The following is a 23,082-nucleotide window of genomic DNA, read 5'->3' as shown; positions in this document are numbered from 1 at the left end:
CCGTGAATGCTGTGCTGCAAGACCTGCACATCCGCCTGGACGATTTGAGCGATCCACGCATCGAAGCCTTCATGCAGGAACACCTGCAGGACATGTACGCGGTGTCGCCGCCGGAAAGCGTGCATGCCCTGGAGATGGACCAGCTGCGCCAGCCCGGCATTGCCTTCTGGTCCGCCTGGCTGCCTGACGCGGAGGGCGACGTGCTGGTGGGCACCGGCGCGCTCAAGCAGCTCGACGCCACCCACGCCGAACTCAAGTCCATGCGCACCAGCGCCCGCCACCGGGGCCAGGGCATCGCCCGCCAGTTGCTGAACCACCTGCTCCACGAGGCCCGCTCGCGCGGCTTTGCCCGCATGAGCCTGGAGACGGGCCCGCAGCCCTTCTTCGAGCCCGCGCACCAGCTGTATTTCCAGAACGGCTTTTCCGAGTGCGGCCCCTTTGCCGACTACGGCCCCGACCCTTACAGCTTCTTCATGACCCGTCGGCTGTAAACCGGGGGCGCCCAACAGGGTTGCGCCCCTGGCCGACAATGCACGGTCTACCCGCTGGAACAAAGAAAAGAAACGCCATGATCCAAGCCTCCAAGCTCATCCCCCAAGGCAAAGGCCTTGCTCCCGTTCTGGTCAAGCGCGCCACCACCATCGAACTGGACTGGGACGTGCGCCAGAAAAGCCGTTTCGCGGCCACCGACTCCGCCGGGCGCGAGCTGGGCATCTTCCTGCCGCGCGGCACGCTGGTGCGCGGTGGCGATGTGCTCGTGGCCGAAGACGGCTCCATGGTCCGCGTGATCGCGGCGCCGCAGCCCGTGCTGGTCATCACACACTGCGCCAACCATGGCAGCCCGTTCGATCTGACCCGCGCCGCCTACCACCTGGGCAACCGCCATGTGCCCATCGAGCTGCAGCCCGATCACCTCAAGATCGAACCTGACCACGTGCTGGCCGACATGCTGCGCGCCATGCACTTGATCGTTAAAGCGCAGGACCTGCCGTTTGAACCCGAGGGCGGCGCCTATGCCGCAGGGCACGGCGGCCATGACCATGACCACGGGCACGATCATGGGCATTCCCACGATGCCGGCCAGGGTCACGGCCATGCGCACGGACACGAACAAGGCGCCGCCCCGGCCCGCGCCCGCCCCGTGGCCATCCCGGTCGTCGCCCAGGGCCATGTGCACGGCCCCGGCTGCAACCACGGCCATGACCATGAAAGCCACGGACACAGCCACTGACGGGCTGAGTACATCCCTTCCCCGCCATGCGCCTCGAACGCCCCGCCTCCCTGCCGGCAGCCAGCCTGCTGCAGCTCATCTGGCTCGCCTCGCCCGCGCTGCCCGTGGGCGGTTTCTCGTATTCCGAGGGGCTGGAAAGCGCGATTGAAAACGCAGGCATCGCCAGCGAAGCCGCCGTGGCCGAGTGGCTGCTGGACCAGTTGCACATCACCCAGGCACGCGGCGACATGGCCCTGATCGCCAAGGCCGTGGGCGCCTGGCGCCGCGCCGACTGGGCGCATGTGCGTGAACTCAACGACTGGGTGCTGCACACCCGCGAAACCAGCGAACTGAGGCTGCAGACCGAGCAGATGGGCCGGTCGATGGCCGACTGGCTGCGCAACCAGCACCAGGACGATGAAGAGACCCTGCCCAGAATCCGCCACCTGGCCGCACTGCCCCCGACCTACCCCGTGGCATTCGCGCTGGCCGCCTCCACCACCCAGGCGCCCGTGCGCGACGTGCTGCTGGCCTACGCCTTTGGCTGGGCCGAAAACATGGTCCAGGCCGCGCTCAAGTCCATGCAACTGGGTCAAAGCGCCGGCCAGCGCATCCTGGCGCGCCTGGCCGATGCCATCCCCCCCGCCGCCGACCACGCCATCGGCCTGATGGACTGCGAGCGCCAGGCCTTTTCTCCCATGCTGGCCATCCTGAGTTCCCAGCACGAAACCCAATACTCCCGCCTCTTCCGATCATGACCACCAGCACCCTGCACCACATCCCGAACCGTACCAAGCAACTGCCCCCCCTGCGCGTGGGCATCGGCGGCCCGGTAGGCTCCGGCAAGACCACGCTGCTGGAAATGCTGTGCAAGGCCATGCGCGACGACTACGACCTCATCGCCATCACCAACGACATCTACACCAAGGAAGACCAGCGCCTGCTGACCGTGAGCGGCGCGCTGCCCCCCGAGCGCATCCTGGGCGTGGAGACCGGAGGCTGCCCCCACACCGCCATCCGCGAAGACTGCTCCATCAACCTCGAAGCCATCGACCGCATGCTGGGCGAGTTCCCCAATGCCGACATCGTGTTCGTGGAAAGCGGCGGCGACAACCTCGCCGCCACCTTCAGCCCCGAGCTGAGCGACCTCACCATCTACGTCATCGACGTCGCCGCCGGCGAAAAAATCCCCCGCAAGGGCGGCCCCGGCATCACCAAGAGCGACCTGTTCATCATCAACAAGACCGACCTGGCCCCCCACGTGGGCGCCAACCTGGACGTCATGCACGCCGACACCACCCGCATGCGCACCAACGCCCAGGGCCTCAAGCCCTTCGTGATGACCAACCTCAAGACATTGGCAGGCGTGGCCGATGTGGTGAAGTTCATCGAGACGCGCGGCATGCTGCAAAAACCCGCGCCCGCCGTGGGCTAGAATTCGCGCCTTCCCTCCCGGAGACTTGGGTGAGCGGTTTAAACCAGCAGTCTTGAAAACTGCCGACGGGCAACCGTCCGTGAGTTCGAATCTCACAGTCTCCGCCAAAACGCAAGAATGGCCCCCCGCAGTGGAGACCTCTTTGTCTTCGCGTGGCCGATCACAATGAAGGGCATCCGACAGGCCTTTCATTTCCGCACAAGCCGAACTCGCTACGGCTGGCCATGGCAAGCACCGTGGTGGCGCACCTTCGGTCATCCCGAACGGTATCCATCAACGATCCGGCATCCATCACCCCCCGGAAACCGGCGGGGCGAAGCCCAGCACGCCGTCCACCAGCAGCATCAAGAGTGCTGCGCGCAAGTCGTCGCTGGTGTCCGTAACCCCCGTGACGAGGCCGCGCTGCACCCAGATGGCGCGCCCATTGAAGTTCGCGTCGCCCGTGGTGGATTGCAGGTGGCGCGCCAGGATCTCAACCCGTGCATAGTCGCTGTCCGAAATCGAATTCGCAACCGTGATGGTGCTGCTCATGGAGTCCTTGGCGAAGCCGGTCAGTGCGCCTCAAGGTTCAATCATTCATCGCGTGCCTGGCACCCTGCGCGCTGCGCGGCGCATTCACAAAGCCACCTTTCAGCGCGTCTTCCACCACGAGCCGGAGGAGGTTCTCGCGCAAGCTGTCGACCGTGTCGGTGACCACGAACTCCTCGACCGGGCCCCGGGTGACCGCGATGGCAATGCCGTCGAAGTTGGCGTCGGTCTGCTGAAGGCAACGCATTACGTCCAGCACACGTTCAAAAGCCTCTTGCGGCACCTTCTGTGCAATGGTGATGTGGATGTTCATGTCTGACCTTGGTTGCAGGGTTGCTGAGCTTGCAGCGAAGAGACCCAGCCCCAGCGGTCATCGATGCCGCCTCCAGCTTGCGCCACCGCGCGGCATCCGTCTATGGGCGCGGTCCTACATCCTCGCCTTTATCTTTGCGATGGATGGATGGATGAATAAATGGACTGGCCGCGCGCAATGGCCGAGGTGCCTGTGCGAACCGCGATGTCCTTGACGCCATCATCCCTGCACCTTCGCACCACGCAGCAGGGCGCAAAAAACAGCCCCCCGGAGTGGGCTCTGCGCTGTGCAACAGCCTGGCTCAGCGTTGCCGGCGCCGCAGCCCCACGAGGGCACCGGCGGCCAGCAGGCCAGACATGAGGAGCATGGCCCATTCACTGAGCGTGGGAATGCTGGCTGTCGAAGCCACCACAATGGTGAAGGAATCTGCGGTGGGCCCAGCCCCCCAGGTCCAGGTATAGGAGCCCGGGGTGAGGCCGAGGGCCGCCATCGTGGTTCCCGCCCAGGTCGTTGTGGAGGGCGCCAGGGGGGCGCCGGAAACATAGCCGACAGGCACTCCAATCCACGCGCCCGACGTGATGCCCGCCGCGTCGCCGGAGGTACTGGAGGACAGGATGCCTGCGCCAGCCCCATAGTCCGCAGGCCCCAGCGTAGTGATCGCATAGATGCTCGACGGCGGCGTTCCGACCAGAGCCATTCCAAGATTGGGGATGATCACCGCCGGTGAAATGGTGTTCCCGGCAAAAGTCGCACCCGAGGTGTTGATGCTGCCGCTTCCCGTGGCGACGACATCTGGGCCGCTCTGGACAAAATTCAGCGTGTACGCAGCGTGTGAATGGCCGCAAGCAAACACCAGCGCCATGGCCGCGCATTGGACGATTTTCATTGATTCCCCCTGTGAGCGAACGTTTGTAACACGCCGTGAGAAGTCGGCCAACTTCTGGCTGCGCACGTGGCCGCACGGCAGGCGGCGGGCAGGGGTAAGGCCCTGCGGCCGCTGACTCGAAACCAAGCCCTCGCGGCTGCTGTCCGGACCGGCTCCGTTGGTTCGCAGGCCCTCAGCGCCCCCGGCCAGCACGCAAAAAAAAGCCCGCAGTGCGCGGGCTGAACACTTGCTTGTGCAAGCGGGAGGGATGTCGAGAGGGTATCGACGCACGCATCCTAAAACGCCCGTCTGGTGCCAGCTGTAGGACAACATCGCGTGCGGTCCGCGCCGCCGCGGGCAGGGGCTACCGGGCCGATGCAAACCCGCAGGCCGGGTTGTTACGCGCGGACACGCCGCCCGGCGGAGGGTTCTAGTATGGTGAGCGGATTCGATACCCGAAGGATCCACATGTTGAAAGCTTCTCTTGCCCTTGTGGGCAGCGTGACCTTGGCTGCCGCCATGACGGGCTGCTCCGGTTATGGCCAGACACCCGCCCCGTCCTCCTCCAGTGGGCCCGGCAGCGCCACGCCTCCGCCGGCGGCGCCTGCGGCAGCGGTGTGCAACGCCCAGCCCGCGCAGTTCGCGGTGGGGCAGAACAGCACCTCCTCGGTCATGGAGTCCGCACGCGCCCGATCGGGCGCGCAACTGGCCCGCATCCTGCGGCCGGGGCAGATGATCACCAAGGAGTTTGATGCGCAGCGCCTGAACCTGGAGGTGGATGCCAACGGGCGCATCATCGCCGTGCGCTGCGGCTGATCCGGCCCGCGACACCGGGCGCGCGGCGGGCGCCCGCGATCCTTCAGTCGGCCAGAAAGAGTTCCTGCAGGTCGCTCAGGAAATCGAAGCCCCGCTCCGTCGGGCGCACGCGGGCCATGTCGCGTTCGATCAAGCCCTTGCGCTCGGCCGCCTCCAGGTCTTTGGCGATGGCGGTGACGGGCAGGCCGGTGCGGGCCATGAAGTCCTGCAGCGCAAAGCCCTCGCGCAGCCGCAAGGCATTGAGCATGAATTCGAACGGCAGGTCGGCGCGGCGCACCTCGTCATCCTGGGCCACGGCGCGGCCGGCCAGGGCGTTGTCCATATAGCGGCCCGGATCGCGAAAGCGCACCTGGCGCACCACGCGGTGCGCAAAGCTCAGCTTGCTGTGCGCGCCCGCGCCAATGCCCAGATAGTCGCCGAACTGCCAGTAGTTGGTGTTGTGAAAACACTGGTGCCCCGCCCGGGCGTAGGCCGAGATTTCATAGCGCCCCAGGCCCGCCTGTCCGGTCATCTCCGTGATGCGGTCCAGCATCGCATAGGCCTGGTCATCCTCGGGCACGGCCGGCGGAAACTTCGCGAAGTAGGTGTTGGGCTCGATGGTCAGGTGGTAGATGGAGATGTGCGGCGGCTTCAGGGCCAGCGCCGTCTGCATGTCCTGCTCCAGCTCTTGCAGCGTTTGCCCCGGCAGCGCGTACATGATGTCGAGGTTGAACGTGTCGAAGGCCTGGGCAGCCTCCTCCACCGCCGCCAGGGCCTGGGCGCGGTCATGCACCCGGCCCAGGGCCTGGAGGTGCCGGTCGTTGAAACTCTGCACCCCCACCGACAGGCGCGTGACGCCCGCTGCACGGAACGCTCGGAAGCGGTCTTTTTCGAAGGTGCCGGGGTTGGCCTCGAGGGTGATCTCGCAATCGGCCTCCAGCCGCAGGCGGGCGCGGATGTCGCCGATCAGCCGGTCAATGGCTGCGGGCGAGAACAGGCTGGGCGTGCCCCCGCCGATGAAGATGCTGTGCACCGTGCGGCCCCAGATCAGCGGCAGCGCCGCCTCCAGGTCGGCCATCAACGCGTCGATGTAGCATTGCTCGGGCAAACCGCCCTCTCCCGGATCACCGGCGGCCTCGCGGTACTCATGCGAGTTGAAGTCGCAGTACGGGCATTTCTTCAGGCACCAGGGCAGGTGCACATACAAGGACAGTGGAGGCAGGCTGGGCAATTGCAGCAGGCCGGGCCGCATGTAGTGCTGGATGTCGCGCACCACGGCGGGCGCATCAGCAGCAGCAGGAATGATAGGAATAGCCATTGCAAGCCTCAAAGGTTCATAGCGCTCGCGCCGCAGTCCCCGCCTGCAGCGGGAGCTGTCGCGCGCACGACCGCCGCGCAAGGGCCGCCCAGGCGGCGCAGCTGCGTTTCACTTGCGTGCGCTGGCGGTGTCCCCCTTTGGGGGGAAGGCGCGAGGCGACTCAGGGGGAACTTCATGCCAGCCAGCGCTCGCGCATCAGCGCCAGCATCTGCGCGGCAGAACGGCCCCGGTGGCTGTGGGCGTTCTTCACCTCCACGGGCAGCTCGGCGAAGGTCTTGCCGAATTCAGGGATGAACATCACGGGGTCGAAGCCAAAACCGTTGCTCCCCCGGGGGGCCGTGGTGATCTCGCCCACCACGCGGCCCACCGCAATCAGCGGCTCCGGGTCCAGCGGGCTGCGCACGGCGACCAGGGTGCTGACCATTGCCGCGCGGCGGTTGGCCACGCCCTGCAGTTGCTCCAGCAGGGCCCGCACATTGTTGTCGTCACTCTTCTCGTAGCCGAACTGGGTGCAGTAGTAGGCGGTATCGACGCCCGGCAGGCCGCCAAAGGCGTCCACGCACATGCCGGCGTCGTCCGCCAATGCAGGCAAGCCCGTGTGTGCCGAGGCGAAGCGGGCCTTGGCCAGGGCGTTCTCGACAAAGGTGCGAAAAGGCTCTTCGGCCTCGCCCACGCCGAGATCGGCCTGGCGCACCAGTTCCACGCCCAGCGGCTCGAACATGGCCTGCAGCTCCGCCAGCTTGCCGCGGTTGTTGGATGCAAGAACAATTTTCATGGGTCAAAATAGCCTCTGGCGCTTATCTATCAAGCGCTAGCAGCTATCAATAAATGAGTATTCCTGTCATGTGGTTTCCAGAAGCGACCGCTGCTGCAGCTGCACCAGCTCTGCAATGCCCTTTTCCGCCAGCGCCAGCAGCTGGTCCATCTCCGCGCGGGTAAAGGCCACGCCCTCGGCCGTGCCCTGCACTTCCACGAAATGGCCAGCGCCGGTCATCACGATGTTCATGTCGGTGTCGCAGTCCACGTCTTCGACGTACTCCAGGTCGAGCAGCGGCGTGCCCTGAACCATGCCCACCGAAATGGCGGCCACGGGCTGCACCAGCGGCGACTGGGCGATCTTGCCGCTGGCAAGCAGCTGGTTGACCGCGTCCTGCGCCGCCACCCAGGCGCCGGTGATGGCCGCGGTGCGCGTGCCGCCGTCGGCCTGGATCACGTCGCAGTCGAGCTGGAGAGTGCGCTCTCCCAGCAGCTTCAGGTCGAACACGGCGCGCAGCGAGCGGCCGATGAGACGCTGGATCTCCTGCGTGCGGCCATTTTGCTTGCCCCGCGCGGCCTCGCGGTCGTTGCGGGTGTGGGTGGCGCGCGGCAGCATGCCGTACTCGGCCGTCACCCAGCCTTCTCCGCTGCCCCGCTTGTGGGGCGGCACCCGCTCCTCCACCGACGCGGTGCACAGCACCTTGGTGTTGCCAAATTCGATGAGCACCGAGCCCTCGGCATGCATGGTGTAGTGGCGGGTGATGCGCACGGTGCGCAACTGGTCGGCGGCGCGGCCGCCGGTACGGACAAAGGGTGTCATGGTGTGGGTGGCTCGTAAAAAAACACAAGGCGGAGGAGTGAAGGACCTGCGTGCAGGGACACACTCCCGCGCCCCAAAAACTCAGGCCGCCAGATCCATCGGCGCCTGGCCGGCCGGGAACTCACGCCTTGCGGGCGGCAGAGCGGCGTATGGCTTCGTTGATTTCGGCGATGGACCGCTCAATGGCCGCGTCGTCCAGGTCATCCACCAGCCCGTCGAGCGGGCCCGCCTGGATGGTGGACGCAAACACGTCGTCGCTGATGCTGTCTGTCGAGACGCCCTGGGTGGACTCGAACGCGTCGGGGGTTTCCCATTCCATCGCCACCACCGTGACGTTGTCGCTGCTGTCGCCCGCCTTGCGCAGGGCATCCTCCACCAGTTCGGGCACCGCGTGCGACACCGCATTGCGGGCGAGCTGCTTGGCGATTTCCTCGTCGCTGAGCGTGCCCCACAGGCCGTCCGAGCACAGCAGGATGCGGTCGCCCTGCTCCAGATACACCGGGCCCGTGATGTCGTAGATGGGTTTGGTCGGCGAGCCCAGGCAGGTGAACAGCACATTGCGGTTGATGCGCTCGAGCCCCGGCGGGGGCGAATTGCGCAGCTCCATGTACGAATGGTCGCGCGTGCGGGTGAGCAGGTCGCCGTCGCGCACCATGTACAGGCGCGAATCGCCGCAGTGGATCCAGGTGGCCGTGCCAGCCTGCAGCACGGCCGCCACCAGCGTGGTGCGGGGCGTGTCGAGCATCCCCTTGTCGGTGGCGTAGCGCAGTATCTGGTGGTGCGCGGCCAGCAGTGCGCCCGAAAGAAATTCCTGCACGTCCTTGAGCTGGGGCTTGGCCTGGCGCTGGAACAGCGCCGAGATGGTCTGCAGCGCGATCTGCGCGGCCACTTCACCTTCGGGGTGGCCGCCCATGCCGTCGGCCAGCACGAACAGGCCCGATTCGCGCGTGTAGCAATAGCCCATGCGGTCTTCGTTCTTCTCGCGGCCGCCACGGCGGCTGATCTGGAAAACCGAGAACTTCATAGTGACCCACGCAAACAAGGATGCACCACGGCATCGTTAATGAACAGGCGCCCCGCCCCAACCCGCTTCGCGTGGGTCGTTTTCATTTGGGTTTGGCTCCGATACCGGTGGCTTCACCCACCTTTTGCACGTTCTTCTTGGTGTCGGACACCAGGGTGTCCAGCTGCAGGCGCATCTTCTCGGCCACCGTGAGCTTGGTGTAACGGCGCTCGCCCTCGCGGCTGAGCTCCTTTTGCAGCGCGAACACCGACTGCGGGCGCGACAGGGGGTCCAGCGCCATGCACCACTCCACCACCTCGATGAGGTTGTCGGAGTACACGCCGCGCAGCTTGGTCAGCGCCAGCGACAGGCGGTCTTTTTCGATGCGCTGGGGCGCCTCGTTGGGAGGAAAGCCCTGCATGCAGGCGTAGATGCAGGCACCGATGGCGTAGATGTCGGTCCACGGGCCCATGGACGAGTCGCGCCGGTACATCTCGGGCGCGGCAAAGCCGGGCGTGTACATGGGGCGGATGAAGTTGCCCTCCTTGGACAGCACCTCGCGCGCGGCGCCGAAGTCGATCATCACGGCCTTGTTGTCGTCGGTGATGAAGATGTTGGCCGGCTTGATGTCGAGGTGCAGCATCTTGTGCTGGTGCACGATGCGCAGGCCGCGCAGCACCTCGTCGAACAGCGAGCGGATGGTGGACTCGCGGAACACCTTCTGCGTCTTGAGGTCACGCGCGGTGATGATGAAGTCCTGCAGGGTCGCGCCCTCCAGGTAGTTCATCACCATGTAGACGGTTTCGTTCTCGCGAAAGAAATTGAGCACGCTCACCACGGAGGCGTGCGAGATCTGGGCCAGCGAGCGCCCTTCTTCAAAAAAGCTCTTGAGCCCCAGGCGGTAGAGCGAGAGTTTCTCGGACGGCACCTTGGGCAGCAATTCGCCAGGCGCGCGCGTCGCCAGGGACGACGGAAGGTATTCCTTGATGGCGACCTGCTGTCCTTCGCTGTCCGTGGCGAGGTAGACCACGCCAAAGCCCCCGGAGGACACCCTGCGAACCACGCGGTATCCACCAATGGCGGTGTCGGGCGGCAAGGGAGCCGGCTTGATTTTTGACATATTTTGCGAAGATGACTCGGGGGTAGAGCGGAACCCGGATAATCGCCGGATCGCAAGCAACCATCAAAAAGTCCAATGCCAGTTTACAGCATGACCGGATACGCCAGCGCACAGCACGGCGCGTCCGCCACTGGCGCAGAAACCGAGGCCCGCGCGTCCCAATCGCGCAGGCTGGGGCTGGAAATCCGGTCGGTCAACAGCCGCTTCCTGGACCTGTCGTTCCGCCTGCCCGATGAACTGCGCGCCATGGAGCCCGCGCTGCGCAGCCTGCTGACCGCCCGGCTCAAGCGCGGCAAGGTCGAGGTCCGGGCCGCCCTGGAGAACGAGGAAAGCAACACGCTGCAGGATCCGCCCGCGCGGCTGCTGCAGCGGCTCAACTCGCTGCAGGACTCCGTCAAGGCATGGCTGCCCACTGCCGCCCCCCTCACGGTGGCCGATGCCCTGCGCCTGTGCGCCAACGCCCCGTCGGGCTCCGAGGACTGGAGCGAAGCCGTGCCCGCCCTCGCGGAAGAAGCGCTGACCGCGCTCATGGCCGCCCGCGAGCGGGAGGGCAAGCGGCTGGCCACCATGCTTCTGGACAGGGTCAAGCAGCTGCGCGCCCTGGCGGAACAGGCCGTCCCCATGGTGCCCCTGTTGGTCGAGCAGCAGCGGCTGCGCTTCATGGAGCGCTGGAAGGAGGCCATGGCCCTGACCGATGGCGCCACCCTGCCCGAGGCCGCCCGCGACCGCGCCCTGACAGAAGCCACCGCCTTTGCCATCCGTATCGACGTGGCCGAGGAAATCACCCGGCTGGACTCCCACCTGGACGAAATCGAACGCCTGCTCAAGAAGGGCGGCGAAGTGGGCAAGCGGCTGGACTTCCTGATCCAGGAACTGCACCGCGAGGCCAATACGCTGGGCTCCAAGTCTGCCGCGTTTGACCTCACACGCATCAGCGTGGACATGAAAGTGCTGATCGAGCAGATGCGCGAGCAAGTGCAAAATATCGAGTAATACTCATTTTTTGATAGCGCGTAGCGCACATCAACTATGGACTACCCCGGAAATCTCATCGTAGTTGCAGCCCCCAGCGGAGCTGGCAAATCCAGCCTCGTCAAGGCCCTGCTGGAGCTGGACTCTCACGTCCACCTGTCCATCTCCCACACCACCCGCGCGCCACGCGGCCAGGAAAAACACGGCCGCGACTATTACTTCGCCTCGCAGTCCGAATTCGACGCCATGGTGGAGGGCAATGCCTTCGTGGAGTGGGCGCATGTGCACGGCAACCGCTACGGCACCTCCAAGAAAGCCATTGAGGAGCGGATTGCCCAGGGCTCGGACGTGATCCTGGAGATCGATTTCCAGGGCGCCCTGCAGATCAAGCAGGCATTTGCCAACGCCATCCTGGTGTTCATCCTACCCCCCAGCTGGGAAGAACTGCGCTCGCGCCTGGAACGGCGGGGCGAAGACTCTCCCGATGTCATCGAAGTCCGCCTCAAGAACGCTGCCATCGAGATGGCGCAAGTCAGCAAATTCGACTTCGTTATAATCAATGAGTTGTTTGAGCGCGCGCTTTTCGACCTGAAAGCCGTAGTTCACGCCCAGCGACTCAAGTACGCCGCCCAGCGCCGCGCCCGTGCTGACACCTTCCAGTCGCTCAATATCACCTGAATCCGGAGTAAACCGATGGCACGCATCACCGTAGAAGACTGTCTGGAAAAGATCCCCAACCGCTTCCAGCTCGTGTTGGCCGCCACGTACCGTGCCCGCATGCTGAGCCAAGGCCACGCCCCCCGCATCGAAAGCCGCAACAAGCCCGCCGTGACCGCCTTGCGCGAAATCGCCGAAGGCAAGGTTGGCCTGGAAATGCTCAAGAAGGTTCCTGGTTGAGCCTTTTCCCGGGCGAAGTCCCTAAAGAGCACCGCGGCAGCGGTGCTTTTTTTTGCCCAGAAGTCGTCTGATGCGCTCCCGCGCTACATTTAAGGCATGAACGCGGTGCTCAACTCACCTTCTGCAACGCAGCCCCGGTTTGGCGAATCGCCAACGGCGGGCACCCTTTCGGCAGCCGCAGCGGCCGCCAATGCCGCTGCGGCCAGCTTTGCCGCGCTGACGGACAGCCTGGACTACCTGGACGCCGGCAGCATCGAGCAGGTGCGCCAGGCCTACCGCTTCGCGGACGAGGCCCATCTGGGCCAGTTGCGCAACAGCGGCGAGCCCTACATCACCCACCCCATCGCCGTGGCGGCCCAGTGCGCCACCTGGAAGCTCGATGCACAGGCGCTGATGGCGGCCCTGCTCCACGATGCCATGGAAGATTGCGGCGTCACCAAGGCCGACCTGATCGACCGCTTTGGGGCCCCCGTGGCCGAGCTGGTGGACGGCCTGACCAAGCTCGACAAGCTGCAGTTCAACACCCGCGAGGAAAACCAGGCGGAGTCCTTCCGCAAGATGCTGCTGGCGATGGCGCGCGACGTGCGGGTCATCCTGATCAAGCTGGCGGACCGCACCCACAACATGCGCACGCTGTCCGACATGCCGCGCAGCAAATGGGGCCGCATCTCATCCGAAACGCTGGAGATCTACGCCCCCATCGCCCACCGCCTGGGGCTCAACCAGACCTACCGTGAATTGCAGGACCTGGCATTCCGGCATCTGCATCCGTGGCGGTATGCCACGCTGTCCAAGGCCGTCAACAAATCGCGCAACCGCCGGCGCGACCTGGTGCAGAAGGTGCAGGCCGAGGTGGATACCGCCTTCTCGAAAATCGGCATGAAGGTTCGCCTGGCCGGCCGGGAAAAGACCTTGTACGCCATCTACCAGAAGATGGACCTCAAGCACCTGAGCTTTGCCCAGGTCACGGACATCTACGGCTTCCGGGTGATCGTGCCCACGGTAACGGACTGCTACACCGCATTGGGCGTGCTGCACCAGATGTACAAGCCCGTGCCCGGCAAGTTCAAGGACCATATCGCGATCGCCAAGCTCAACGGCTACCAGTCGCTGCACACCACCCTTGTCGGCCCTTCGGGCGTGAACATCGAGTTCCAGATGCGCACGGACGAAATGCACGTGATCGCCGAGGCCGGCGTGGCGGCGCATTGGCTGTACAAGGCACAGGATGGCGACGGCACGTCTGCCGAACGCCTGGGCACCAAATGGCTGCAATCGCTGCTCGACATCCAGAACGAAACCCGCGATGCCGCCGAGTTCTGGGACCACGTGAAGGTGGACCTGTTCCCCGACGCCGTGTACGTGTTCACCCCCAAGAGCCAGATCATGGCCCTGCCCCGCGGCGCGACGGTGGTGGACTTTGCCTACGCCATCCACAGCAACGTGGGCGACCGCACCACCGCCGCCAAGATCAACAACGAGCAGGTGCCGCTGCGCACCGAGCTCAAGAACGGCGACGTGGTGGAAATCATCACCGCGCCCGTCTCCACCCCCAATCCGGCCTGGCTGGGCTTTGTGCGCACCGGCCGGGCGCGCTCCAAGATCCGCCACTATCTGAAAACCCTGGCGCAGACCGAATCGGAAGGGCTGGGGGAAAAGCTGCTGACACAGGCCATCCGCGCCGAAGGCCTTGAACAACTGCCACCGCTGGACGCGGAAACCCAGCCGATGTGGGAGAAGCTGCTGCGCTTCACCGGCAACCGCACCCGCAGCGAACTGATGACGGACCTGGGCCTTGGCAAGCGCATTGCCAGCATCGTCGCAAAACGGCTCATGGTGCTGATGTCCGAGCATGGCCACCGCCCCGACGCGCTGCTCATGACCCGCGAGCGCTATACCTCGCATGAAACGCTGTCTCAGGGGGCCGTCACGCTCGACGGCAGCGAAAACGCGTCGGTGCAATACGCCACCTGCTGCAGGCCCGTGCCCGGCGACAGCATCGTCGGCTATCTCGGCCGGGGCGAAGGGCTGGTCGTCCACAACGTGCACTGCACGGTGGCCAAGCGCCTGCAGCACAAGGACAGCGAACGCTTCATCGCGGTGGACTGGTCCGACGAGCCCACCCGCATGTTTGAAACAGGGGTCGTGGTCACCGTCACCAACGGCAAGGGTGTCCTGGCCCGCGTGGCCGCGGAACTGGCAAATTCAGAAGCGGATATCACCCATGTCGACATGGATGACGAGGCCGCGCTCGACACCACCGACCTGCGGTTTATCGTTGCCGTGCGCGACCAGGCACACCTGGAACTGGCGCTGAAAAACCTGCGCCGCACCCAGGCAGTCATTCGCGCCGCCAGGATCACGCCACAGGCGTAGGAAATCCAGCTGGCCTGGAGGCCCCACCAGCCACTCGGCTTCGGCTGAGTTGCTGCGCGGTTGGCTGCTACCCGGCTCGCGGCGGGTATCTCACCTCCACCACCTCCAGATTGCGGACACCGCCCGGCGTGGGCAGTTGCACCTCGTCACCGACACGGGCCTTGAGCAATGCGCGGGCGACCGGAGAAATCCAGCTCACCTGCGACTCGTGGCTGTCCGCCTCATCGATGCCCATGATGGTGATGGTGCGCTCCACGGCCTCATCATCCACATAGGTCACCGTGGCCCCGAAAAACACCTGGTCACTTCCAGCGTGAAGGCTGGGGTCCACCACTTCAGCAATTTCCAGCCGCTGGGTCAGGAACCGGATGCGCCGGTCGATTTCGCGCAGACGCTTCTTGCCATACAGGTAGTCGCCGTTTTCGGAGCGATCGCCGTTGCTGGCGGCCCAATGCACGATGTCCACGATCTTGGGACGTTCGTTGTCGATCAGGTCAAGCAGCTCATCCCGCAGGCGGGCATAGCCAGCGGGGGTGATGTAGTTCTTGCCACCCGCAGGCAGCGGAGGCAGCGCCAATTCATCTTCGTCGCCACCATCGGTTTCTTTGGTAAAAGCCTTGCTCATAGCCACATCTCCCGATCAGCGCAAAGCGCTCTGGACAAATGAAAAAGCCTGCAATCTTTCGATTGCAGGCTTTAAACATTGGTGCGGCTGGCAGGAATCGAACCCACGACCCCTTGGTTCGTAGCCAAGTACTCTATCCAGCTGAGCTACAGCCGCTAAGCTTTGAATTATAGCATGATTTCTTGGCGACCCTTGAAATCAGATTTTTCTGCTTGTTCCTGCCTTGAAGGCAAACTCAATCAGACACTCAACTCAACGCAAGCCAGGATTGTAATGCACTCCAGAGACTCCAAAGAGAAAAGGACTGCACTGCGACAAGAAAAATGGCTGCAATCGCGATGATCGCCCGTGCGAACGACGGGTGGTAGGGCGTGTTGGACTTGAACCAACGACCAAAGGATTATGAGTCCTCTGCTCTAACCAACTGAGCTAACGCCCCAAGCCATGCTCCAGCGCCATACAACGGGGCAAGCGCCGTATTGTAGGGGCTTTACTTGCGATGGCTGAGTGCGTTGGACACGAGCTTGGACGTGATGTCCACGATCTGGATCATCCGGTCATAGGGCATGCGCGTAGGGCCGATCACACCCAGCGTGCCCACGACCTTGCCGTCCACTTCGTACGGCGAACTGACAATGGACAGCTCTTCAAATGGCACCACATGGCTTTCGCCGCCGATGTAGATGCGCACACCTTCCGCCTGGCTGGAGATATCCAGCAACCGCAGTATCTGGGTCTTTTGCTCGAACAGATCGAAGGCCCGCCGCAGGTTTCCCATGTCGCTGGAAAAATCGCTGACAGCCAGCAGGTTGCGCTCGCCCGAAATAACAACCTCGTCCTGCGCCTCCGACAGAGCCTCGGAACCCACGTTGACGGCCGCCTGCATGAGGGAGGCGATCTCGCCGCGCAGCACATCCACTTCGGACTTCAGGCGCTCGCGCACCTGCTCCATCGCGAGACCCGCATAGTGCGCGTTGAGGAAGTTGGAGGCTTCAATGAGCTGCGATTGCGAGTAGTCCGCCTCGGTGAAGATGACGCGGTTCTGAACGTCCCCCTCGGGAGAAACGATGATGACCAGAAACCGGCGCTCGGAAAGCCGCAGGAATTCGATGTGGCGAAATACCGAAGTGCGCCGTGGCGCCATGACCACCCCGACGAACTGCGAGAGGTTTGACAACAATTGCGCCGCGTTCGCAATCACCTTCTGGGGCTGCTCCGGCGCAAGCTGTGGAGGTGTCAGCGGATCCCTTTGCACCGTCAGCATGGTGTCTACAAAGAGCCGGTAGCCACGTGCCGTGGGAATACGCCCTGCCGAAGTGTGGGGGCTTGCAATCAGCCCCAGTTCCTCCAGATCCGCCATGACATTGCGGATGGTGGCTGGCGAGAGATCGAGCCCCGACGCGCGCGACAAGGTCCTCGATCCAACGGGCTGACCATCGGCGATATAGCGCTCGACCAGCGCTTTGAGCAACAACTTGGCACGGTCATCGAGCATTGAATGATTTTAATGATGTAATTTCGCGATGACGTCCAATTTCCGCCATGTTGCGCTCATCGGCAAGTACCAGGCTTCATCGGCAGGCTCCATGGGCGACAGCTCTCGCCAAGCCTTGGAAGACATCGCCCATTTTCTGGAGCGCCAAGGCTGTGAAGTGATGCTGGAGGCTGAAACCGCCAGCAACACCGGGCTGACACACTACCCAGCCTTGAATGTAGACCAGATAGGCAGCCAGTGCGACCTGGGCCTCGTGGTCGGAGGCGATGGCACCATGCTCGGCATAGGTCGCAGGCTCGCCCGGTTTGGCACCCCCCTGATCGGCATCAACCAGGGACGCCTGGGCTTCATCACGGACATTCCGTTTGACACGTACCAAGCCACCCTGCTGCCCATGCTGCAAGGCGAGTACGAGGAAGACCTGCGGCCGCTCATGCACGCCACGGTGGTGCGGGATGAGCGGATTGTCTTTGAGGCCCTCGCGATGAACGATGTGGTGGTGAACCGGGGCGCTACGTCGGGCATGGTGGAGCTGCGTGTCGAGGTGGGCGGCCGCCTGGTGGCGAACCAGCGCGCAGACGGCCTCATCATTGCTTCGCCGACGGGGTCCACGGCCTACTCGCTTTCCGCCGGCGGGCCGATGCTGCACCCCTCCATTCCAGGATGGGTGCTCGTGCCCATTGCCCCCCACACGCTGTCCAACCGCCCCATCGTCCTGTCGGATGCCACCGAAGTGGCGGTCGAGGTGGTCAGCGGAAGGGATGTCAGCGCCAATTTCGACATGCAGTCCCTGGCCTCTCTGCTGCACGGGGACCGCATCCTGGTCAAACGGTCGGAGCACTGCGTGCGGTTCCTTCACCCCCTGGGCTGGAACTACTTTGCCACGCTGCGCAAGAAACTACGTTGGAACGAAGGAGGTTCCTGACCATGGCGCTCAGGCGGATCACCCTGCGTGATTTTGTGATCGTTCAGGCGCTGGAGCTTGAACTGGGCTCCGGCTTCACCGTGCTGACCGGAGAAACCGGCGCCGGCAAGTCGATCCTGATCGATGCCCTGCAATTGGTGCTGGGCTCCCGTTCGGATGCGGGCGTGGTTCGCGAGGGCGCAAACAAGGCCGACCTGTGTGCGGAATTCGACTGCCCGGCCCATGTTCACCCCTGGCTGGAGGAAGCGGGCTTCGACATCGATGACCTGCTGCTCTTGCGCCGCACCGTGGACGCGCAGGGTAAAAGCCGGGCATGGATCAATGGAACGCCCGCCACTGCGGCGCAACTGCGGACGCTGGGCGACAGCCTCCTGGACATTCATGGCCAGCATGCGTGGCAGAGCCTTACGCGGCCCGACTCCGTGCGCGGGCTGCTCGACGCATTTGCAGGAGTGCGCACCGCAGAGACCACTGCACGCTGGGCCCAATGGCGTGCGGACCAGAAGGCCCTGCAACAGGCGCGCCAGGCGCAGGCCACGCTGCAGCAGGAACGTGAGCGCCTGCAGTGGCAGATCAGCGAGGTGGACAAGCTGGCCCCCGCCAATGGCGAATGGGAAGAGCTCGACGCCCAGCACAAGCGCCTCTCGCACGCGCAGGCCCTGCTGGAAGGCGCGGAGGGCGCGATCCAGACCCTGCAGGACGACGAGGCCGGGGCGCTCGCCGGGCTCGCGCGCGCGCACGCCCTCCTGCAAAGCCAGGAACATATTGAGCCCGAGTTCGCCAATCTTGCGGACATCCTCTCCTCCAGCCTCGCGCAGGCGAGCGATGTCGTGCACTCGCTGCAGCTGTACCTGAGGCATGCGGAGATCGACCCACAGCGCCTGGCAGAACTCGACGCGCGCATATCGCTCTGGATGACTCTGGCGCGCAGGTACAAGCGCACTCCCGCAGAGCTGCCTGCCCTGCTCGCAGGCTGGAAGGAAGACATGCGCCGCCTGGATGCGGCCACCGATCTGGAGCAGCTGCAGGCCGCGGAAGCCTCCAGCGCCAAGGCCTACCAGGCATCGGCGCGGTCTCTGTCACTGGGCCGCGCAAAGGCAGCTCCCCGGCTGTCCCAGGCCATCACGCTGGCCATGCAGGGCCTTGGCATGGAAGGAGGGAAATTCGAGGTGTCCGTCACCAAAGCGCAGGAGCCTTCAGCCCATGGCATCGACGACGTCGTCTTCCTCGTGGCCGGCCATCCCGGCATGACCCCCAAACCCATCGGCAAAGTGGCGTCGGGGGGCGAGCTGTCGCGCATCTCCCTTGCCATCTCGGTGACGACCAGCGAATTGGGCATGGCGCCCACGCTCATCTTTGACGAAGTGGACTCCGGTGTCGGCGGTGCGGTGGCCGAAACCGTGGGACGCCTCATGCAGCAGCTGGGCAGCAACCGGCAGGTGCTCGCAGTCACCCATCTGCCCCAGGTGGCAGCCTGCGCCCACCATCACCTGAAGGTTTCCAAGCGCAAGAGCCCACAAGGCACCACCAGCACCGTCCTGGCGGTTCAGGAGGAGCAACGTGTCGCGGAGATCGCCCGCATGCTGGGAGGAGAACGCTCCACGGGCACGACACTCGCCCACGCACGGGAAATGCTGGATATCGCTGCCGCAACTTCGGAAGGAAACGGCTGATGGCGCTCGAAATCGTCCTCATCACCGGCATGTCGGGCTCCGGAAAATCCGTGGCGCTGCATGCCCTGGAAGACGCTGGGTACTACTGCGTGGACAACCTGCCGCCCGAACTGTTGCCGGCCTTCGTGGCACTGGAGCACCGCCACCACGGGAACCGCGTTGCCATCGCAATGGACGTCCGCAGCGCCACATCCTTGCACCAGGTGCCGCAGGAGCTCCATAGGCTCAGGAGCCAGGGTGTGCTGGTGCAATCCATTTTTCTGGATGCAACGATCGACACCCTGGTGCGGCGCTTTTCGGAAACACGGCGACGCCACCCACTGTCGCACGACGACCTCCAGCAGGGGCGCAAGGCGCTGGTGCAGATCATCGAACTGGAGCGCGAGCTGCTGGCCGAGCTACGAGAGCAGTCGCATGTGATCGACACGAGCACGATACGGGCCTCGCAACTGCAAAGCTACGTCAAGAGCTTGATCGTCACGGCCCGGGGGCAGATGACCCTGGTGTTTCAATCCTTTGCGTTCAAGCGCGGCATACCGATGGACGCGGACTACGTCTTCGATGTTCGGATGCTGCCCAATCCGCACTATGAGCCCTCATTGCGTGATCTGACCGGGCTGGACGAGCCTGTTGCCCACTTCCTGCGCCAGCAGCCCGACGTCTCGTTGATGCAGGCGCACATCGAGCAGTTCCTTGCGCACTGGCTGGAAATGCTTGACCGCAACCACCGCAGCTACGTTACCGTGGCCATAGGCTGCACCGGTGGCCAGCACCGCTCGGTCTATCTGGTGGAGCGCCTCGCCGAGGTTCTGAACAGCCGCTGGACCGCACTGAAGAGGCACCGGGAACTGGATGGGCGGTAAGGCGCGGTACCGCGCACACCCCCATCACCAAAGCTGCGCCTGCGTCGAATCAAGCAGCTTGCGGATAGGCGCCGGCAGGCCGATGGAGTGCCATTCGTCGGCACCAAACCACCCGCCGTCTTCCGTGGGACGCTCTGCAATGTCCCCCGCGACCAGAACGGGATGAAGATGCAGATCCCTGTGCGTCAGCACGTGAAGAAACGGCTGCAGCTCATTGCAGGAAATGCGGGACGCATCGCCCAAAGACGCGACACAGCCCATGAGAGAGGCACCGTCGGCAAATACCGGAACGCAGTGCATTCCCGCCCAGATGCCAGCCGCCGGACGACGCTGCAACCAAACCCGGCCCCCGGGATTTCGAAGCACGAGCAGTTGCCAGGATTCTGAACGGCGCACCAGCCTGCGCGTCTTGACGGGATAACGCTCCGCGTCGCCGGCCCTGGACGCTGCGCAGCCGCTTGCCAGGGGGCACTGCCCGCAGCGCGGCATTTTTGGAGTACAGACCGAGGCGCCCAGATCCATGAGCCCCTGCGTGTAGCGGGGCATGGCAGCATGCAGGTTTTTCCTGGGGAGCAGTGCCTGCGCCTCCTCCCACAACAGACGTTCATTTCCTGCCGACGCCAGATCCTTGTCGAACCCCAGCAGGCGCGTGAGCACCCTGCGGACATTGGCATCCAGAATGGGGACTCGCTCAGAAAAACAGAAGGCTGCGATCGCTCCCGCCGTGGACCGGCCAATCCCCGGCAAAGTCGCCAGCACCGCGGCAGTGTCGGGAAATACGCCCCCATGTTCGGCGACCACCTGCTGGGCGCAGCGATGCAGGTTGCGGGCACGGGTGTAGTAGCCCAGCCCGCTCCACAGCCCCATCACTTCGTCCTGCCCGGCCAGCGCCAGCGCCCTCACATCGGGGAAACGCGCAAGAAAACGCGCGTAGTAGTCGAGAACCGTGGCAACCTGGGTTTGCTGCAGCATGATTTCCGACAGCCAGACCCTATACGGATCACGTGTTTGCTGCCAGGGCAGATGGTTGCGCCCGTGCGTCGACTGCCATGCGACCACGCGCTCCGCCACGCTCCCGTGCTCCGTGGCGCTCATGCCGAGACAGGATGGCTGCTGTCGGTGGTCGCGGATTCCAGTCCCGGCAGGGCAATGAGCTTCGCGGTCAGTTCCTGCAGCCTGTGCTCCAGCTGAACCAGCTCGTCCTCGCTCGACTCTATTTCCGCGATGCGCTCCACCAAGCCACTGGCCGCATGCTGTATGCGATCGACGGCTTCGATGCGGCGCGCAAAACTGCGGCGACGTTCACGCAATTGGGCATCCAGCTGGGCGGTGGCGGATTTGCTCCACAGTTCCAGATCGTTCGCTGCGGACTCGTACACGGTGCGCAGCCGCATGGCCAAGGCCCGCACCAGGCGTTCCGCGAACTCGGGCTGTGCCAGCTTCAGCGCATTGCCCATGCCGAGGTACTGCAGATGGCTTTGTTCGATCTGGTTCAGATCGTGCGTGAAATGCTCCAGCTGGGGGGCTGAAGGCACCTGAAGGGAAAAACCGAACTCGGCATTGAGTTGCCTGAACGTTCCACCCAGCATGGCCTGGATCTCGGTGCCCGATGCCTGTGCCTTGTCCAGCGTGCCGCGCAGTTTGTCGAAGGTCTGGACATAAATTTTCTTGACCCCCAGCTTGAGCCCCTTTTGTTGCAGCGTCTGCGCCAGTTCAGAGAGTTCCGCCTTGAGCGCCTTGGCGCCCAGTTGCTGGAACACGTCACGGAGAAGCTTGAGGTGAACAGCGCGCACCGCCTGTATCTTGGTCGTGCTCAGGTCGAATTCGCGCTGCTCCTGCTCGACGCGGTGGCGCATCGATTCGATCACCGATGCGTTCTTGCCACGGAGGCTGCGCAACTCGGCCATCTGGTCGTCGAGATCGCGGCGCCGGATATTGATGACGCGGGAGGTTTCAGTGCGCAGGCTGGCGACGCCATTGGCCACCGCCGCCCGCAGAATCGACTGACGCCGGCCCATGATGCCCTTGGCCAGAGCCTCTTCCAACACCGGCAGTCCGCTGGTTTCCAGCAGCAGATCGTCGGCGGTGATCTTGGCGACCAGGCCTTTCTGCGCGGACACCGGGACCACCCTCTCCAGGGGAACCCCCAGCATTTCCGCGGAAGTGCTGCACTGGCGCTCCATCTGCGCCTGCACCTGTTCGGCCGAGTTGAGCGTGTCCCACAGCGTATCGATCTTGTTCAACACCACCAGCCGGGCATCCATGCTGTCCGCTGAAATGGCCAGATGCTCGCGCCAGATGGACAGGTCGGAACGGGTCACGCCGGTGTCGGCACTCAGGATGAAAACGACCGCATGTGCCTGCGGGATGAGATTGACCGTGAGTTCGGGCTCCGCGCCCACGGCGTTCAGCCCTGGGGTATCGAGGATCACCAGCCCCTGCTTGAGCAAGGGGTGCGGAATATTGATGATGGCGTGGCGCCACATGGGCACTTCCACGAGCCCCTGGGCGTCGGGCACGGGGTTCTCATCGGTCAGGTCATCGTGCCAGAAGCCCAGTGCGCGCGCGTTGTCCAGGCTGACCTTGCGCACTTCGGCGACTTTCTCGAGCGCCTTGGCAATCTGGTCTGCGTTGCCGACGTCCAGAGGAATCTCCTGCCAGCGATCCGTTTTGACCCTCCACTCGGCCAGGCTCTGCATCTGCAGGCGGGTTTCAATCGGCAGCAACCGAAGGCTGGGCGCCACGCTGGCGTCGTAGCCGAGTTCCGTGGGGCACATGGTGGTGCGCCCCGCACTCGCCGGCATGATGCGGCGTCCATAGTCGGCAAAGAAGATCGCGTTGATCAACTCGGATTTGCCGCGCGAGAACTCGGCAACGAACGCCACCATGACCTTGTCGCTGCGAACCTGCTCCTCCAGACGGTACAGCCGTTCCTGCACGGCAGCGTCCATGAGCTCGTGCGAAGACATCCACTCGGCCAGCCGCTTGAGTTGCTGGGCGAACTCACGCCGCCAGACGCCGTGCTGGTCGAACTGCTCGTTGAATGAAGGTCCCACTGTGCTCCCAGAGATCTATGTATGGCCTACAAGGCAG

The 23,082-nt window shown here is 64.3% G+C and carries 24 protein-coding genes and 3 tRNA genes; 13 read left to right on the top strand and 14 right to left on the bottom strand.

Annotation, left to right across the window (positions count from 1 at the left end; genetic code table 11):
• Positions 1 to 2 precede the first annotated feature (2 nt).
• From AC1RVY_RS24540 to AC1RVY_RS24520, 5 genes are all read left to right on the top strand, one after another.
• Positions 3 to 491, top strand: coding sequence for a GNAT family N-acetyltransferase (locus tag AC1RVY_RS24540; protein ID WP_492808688.1), 489 nt, complete (start codon positions 3 to 5; stop codon positions 489 to 491).
• A gap of 77 nt (positions 492 to 568) precedes the next feature.
• Positions 569 to 1,231 (top strand): urease accessory protein UreE, encoded by a 663-nt coding sequence (ureE, locus tag AC1RVY_RS24535; protein ID WP_369641714.1) that lies wholly within the window; start codon positions 569 to 571, stop codon positions 1,229 to 1,231.
• A gap of 26 nt (positions 1,232 to 1,257) precedes the next feature.
• Positions 1,258 to 1,968 carry an urease accessory protein UreF gene (locus tag AC1RVY_RS24530; RefSeq protein ID WP_218293567.1) on the top strand — a complete coding sequence of 237 codons (711 nt, stop codon included), beginning with the start codon at positions 1,258 to 1,260 and terminating at the stop codon, positions 1,966 to 1,968.
• Complete coding sequence (gene ureG / locus AC1RVY_RS24525; protein WP_218293566.1) at positions 1,965 to 2,645, top strand: urease accessory protein UreG; 681 nt, start codon at positions 1,965 to 1,967, stop codon at positions 2,643 to 2,645. Before AC1RVY_RS24530 ends, ureG begins: the two co-directional genes overlap by 4 nt.
• A gap of 19 nt (positions 2,646 to 2,664) precedes the next feature.
• Positions 2,665 to 2,752, top strand: a tRNA-Ser gene (locus tag AC1RVY_RS24520).
• Between the two features lie 184 nt (positions 2,753 to 2,936).
• Here AC1RVY_RS24520 and AC1RVY_RS24515 read toward each other — a convergent pair.
• From AC1RVY_RS24515 to AC1RVY_RS24505, 3 genes are all read right to left on the bottom strand, one after another.
• Positions 2,937 to 3,176 carry a hypothetical protein gene (locus AC1RVY_RS24515; RefSeq protein ID WP_218293550.1) on the bottom strand — a complete coding sequence of 80 codons (240 nt, stop codon included), beginning with the start codon at positions 3,174 to 3,176 and terminating at the stop codon, positions 2,937 to 2,939.
• Positions 3,177 to 3,213: 37 nt separating this feature from the next.
• Positions 3,214 to 3,486: a hypothetical protein gene (locus AC1RVY_RS24510; RefSeq protein WP_492808686.1), complete on the bottom strand. Its 273-nt coding sequence runs from the start codon at positions 3,484 to 3,486 to the stop codon at positions 3,214 to 3,216.
• A gap of 301 nt (positions 3,487 to 3,787) precedes the next feature.
• A complete protein-coding gene (locus tag AC1RVY_RS24505; RefSeq protein ID WP_492254718.1) occupies positions 3,788 to 4,372 on the bottom strand; it encodes an IPTL-CTERM sorting domain-containing protein in 585 nt (194 codons plus the stop codon).
• Positions 4,373 to 4,819: 447 nt separating this feature from the next.
• On the opposite strand from AC1RVY_RS24505, the gene AC1RVY_RS24500 reads away from it, so the two are divergent.
• Positions 4,820 to 5,167 carry an I78 family peptidase inhibitor gene (locus tag AC1RVY_RS24500; RefSeq protein ID WP_492808684.1) on the top strand — a complete coding sequence of 116 codons (348 nt, stop codon included), beginning with the start codon at positions 4,820 to 4,822 and terminating at the stop codon, positions 5,165 to 5,167.
• 43 nt (positions 5,168 to 5,210) lie between these two features.
• On the opposite strand, the gene hemW is transcribed toward AC1RVY_RS24500, so the two are convergent.
• From hemW to AC1RVY_RS24475, 5 genes are all read right to left on the bottom strand, one after another.
• Positions 5,211 to 6,464: a radical SAM family heme chaperone HemW gene (hemW, locus tag AC1RVY_RS24495; RefSeq protein ID WP_492808682.1), complete on the bottom strand. Its 1,254-nt coding sequence runs from the start codon at positions 6,462 to 6,464 to the stop codon at positions 5,211 to 5,213.
• Positions 6,465 to 6,636: 172 nt separating this feature from the next.
• Entirely contained in the window at positions 6,637 to 7,239 is a 603-nt protein-coding gene (rdgB, locus tag AC1RVY_RS24490; protein WP_492808680.1) for an RdgB/HAM1 family non-canonical purine NTP pyrophosphatase, read from the bottom strand.
• 66 nt (positions 7,240 to 7,305) lie between these two features.
• A complete protein-coding gene (gene rph / locus AC1RVY_RS24485; protein WP_492808678.1) occupies positions 7,306 to 8,040 on the bottom strand; it encodes a ribonuclease PH in 735 nt (244 codons plus the stop codon).
• 121 nt (positions 8,041 to 8,161) lie between these two features.
• Positions 8,162 to 9,064 carry a PP2C family protein-serine/threonine phosphatase gene (locus AC1RVY_RS24480; protein WP_218293543.1) on the bottom strand — a complete coding sequence of 301 codons (903 nt, stop codon included), beginning with the start codon at positions 9,062 to 9,064 and terminating at the stop codon, positions 8,162 to 8,164.
• Positions 9,065 to 9,146: 82 nt separating this feature from the next.
• Positions 9,147 to 10,163, bottom strand: coding sequence for a serine/threonine protein kinase (locus tag AC1RVY_RS24475; protein ID WP_218293542.1), 1,017 nt, complete (start codon positions 10,161 to 10,163; stop codon positions 9,147 to 9,149).
• Positions 10,164 to 10,253: 90 nt separating this feature from the next.
• Here AC1RVY_RS24475 and AC1RVY_RS24470 point away from each other — a divergent pair, with 90 nt between their 5' ends.
• The 4 genes from AC1RVY_RS24470 to AC1RVY_RS24455 all read left to right on the top strand — a co-directional run bounded on the left by AC1RVY_RS24470 (position 10,254) and on the right by AC1RVY_RS24455 (position 14,408).
• Complete coding sequence (locus AC1RVY_RS24470; protein WP_492808809.1) at positions 10,254 to 11,156, top strand: YicC/YloC family endoribonuclease; 903 nt, start codon at positions 10,254 to 10,256, stop codon at positions 11,154 to 11,156.
• Between the two features lie 36 nt (positions 11,157 to 11,192).
• Positions 11,193 to 11,813, top strand: a complete 621-nt coding sequence (gene gmk, locus AC1RVY_RS24465; protein WP_218293540.1) for a guanylate kinase — start codon at positions 11,193 to 11,195, stop codon at positions 11,811 to 11,813.
• A gap of 15 nt (positions 11,814 to 11,828) precedes the next feature.
• The gene (rpoZ, locus tag AC1RVY_RS24460; RefSeq protein ID WP_005794722.1) at positions 11,829 to 12,032 is read left to right on the top strand and encodes a DNA-directed RNA polymerase subunit omega; all 204 of its coding nucleotides are present in this window, start codon (positions 11,829 to 11,831) and stop codon (positions 12,030 to 12,032) included.
• Between the two features lie 96 nt (positions 12,033 to 12,128).
• On the top strand, positions 12,129 to 14,408 hold the full coding sequence (locus AC1RVY_RS24455) for a RelA/SpoT family protein (RefSeq protein ID WP_218293539.1): 2,280 nt from the start codon (positions 12,129 to 12,131) through the stop codon (positions 14,406 to 14,408).
• Positions 14,409 to 14,475: 67 nt separating this feature from the next.
• Here the strand turns inward: AC1RVY_RS24455 and greB are convergent, their stop codons facing one another.
• From greB to hrcA, 4 genes are all read right to left on the bottom strand, one after another.
• Positions 14,476 to 15,033 (bottom strand): transcription elongation factor GreB, encoded by a 558-nt coding sequence (greB, locus tag AC1RVY_RS24450; protein WP_492808675.1) that lies wholly within the window; start codon positions 15,031 to 15,033, stop codon positions 14,476 to 14,478.
• 79 nt (positions 15,034 to 15,112) lie between these two features.
• Positions 15,113 to 15,189 (bottom strand) — tRNA-Arg (locus tag AC1RVY_RS24445).
• 206 nt (positions 15,190 to 15,395) lie between these two features.
• Positions 15,396 to 15,472, bottom strand: a tRNA-Ile gene (locus AC1RVY_RS24440).
• Positions 15,473 to 15,523: 51 nt separating this feature from the next.
• A complete protein-coding gene (gene hrcA / locus AC1RVY_RS24435) occupies positions 15,524 to 16,528 on the bottom strand; it encodes a heat-inducible transcriptional repressor HrcA (protein ID WP_218341517.1) in 1,005 nt (334 codons plus the stop codon).
• Positions 16,529 to 16,556: 28 nt separating this feature from the next.
• On the opposite strand from hrcA, the gene AC1RVY_RS24430 reads away from it, so the two are divergent.
• Genes AC1RVY_RS24430 through rapZ form a run of 3 tightly spaced genes read left to right on the top strand, consistent with a single transcriptional unit; the run spans position 16,557 to position 19,989 of the window.
• Entirely contained in the window at positions 16,557 to 17,453 is an 897-nt protein-coding gene (locus tag AC1RVY_RS24430) for an NAD kinase (protein ID WP_218293536.1), read from the top strand.
• 2 nt (positions 17,454 to 17,455) lie between these two features.
• On the top strand, positions 17,456 to 19,126 hold the full coding sequence (gene recN, locus AC1RVY_RS24425) for a DNA repair protein RecN (RefSeq protein ID WP_492808672.1): 1,671 nt from the start codon (positions 17,456 to 17,458) through the stop codon (positions 19,124 to 19,126).
• Positions 19,126 to 19,989 carry an RNase adapter RapZ gene (gene rapZ / locus AC1RVY_RS24420; RefSeq protein ID WP_218293534.1) on the top strand — a complete coding sequence of 288 codons (864 nt, stop codon included), beginning with the start codon at positions 19,126 to 19,128 and terminating at the stop codon, positions 19,987 to 19,989. The genes recN and rapZ overlap by 1 nt, the downstream gene beginning before the upstream one ends.
• Positions 19,990 to 20,013: 24 nt before the next feature.
• Here rapZ and mutY read toward each other — a convergent pair whose 3' ends face one another.
• Entirely contained in the window at positions 20,014 to 21,084 is a 1,071-nt protein-coding gene (gene mutY, locus AC1RVY_RS24415) for an A/G-specific adenine glycosylase (protein WP_492808670.1), read from the bottom strand.
• Positions 21,081 to 23,045, bottom strand: a complete 1,965-nt coding sequence (locus AC1RVY_RS24410) for a dynamin family protein (RefSeq protein WP_492808668.1) — start codon at positions 23,043 to 23,045, stop codon at positions 21,081 to 21,083. Before AC1RVY_RS24410 ends, mutY begins: the two co-directional genes overlap by 4 nt.
• Between the last annotated feature and the right edge of the window lie 37 nt (positions 23,046 to 23,082).

The sequence above is a fragment of the Acidovorax sp. GW821-FHT11A03 genome (assembly GCF_058809075.1).
The sequence above is the reverse complement of the archived record's forward strand: the minus strand, read 5'-3'. Positions and strand labels throughout refer to the sequence as shown.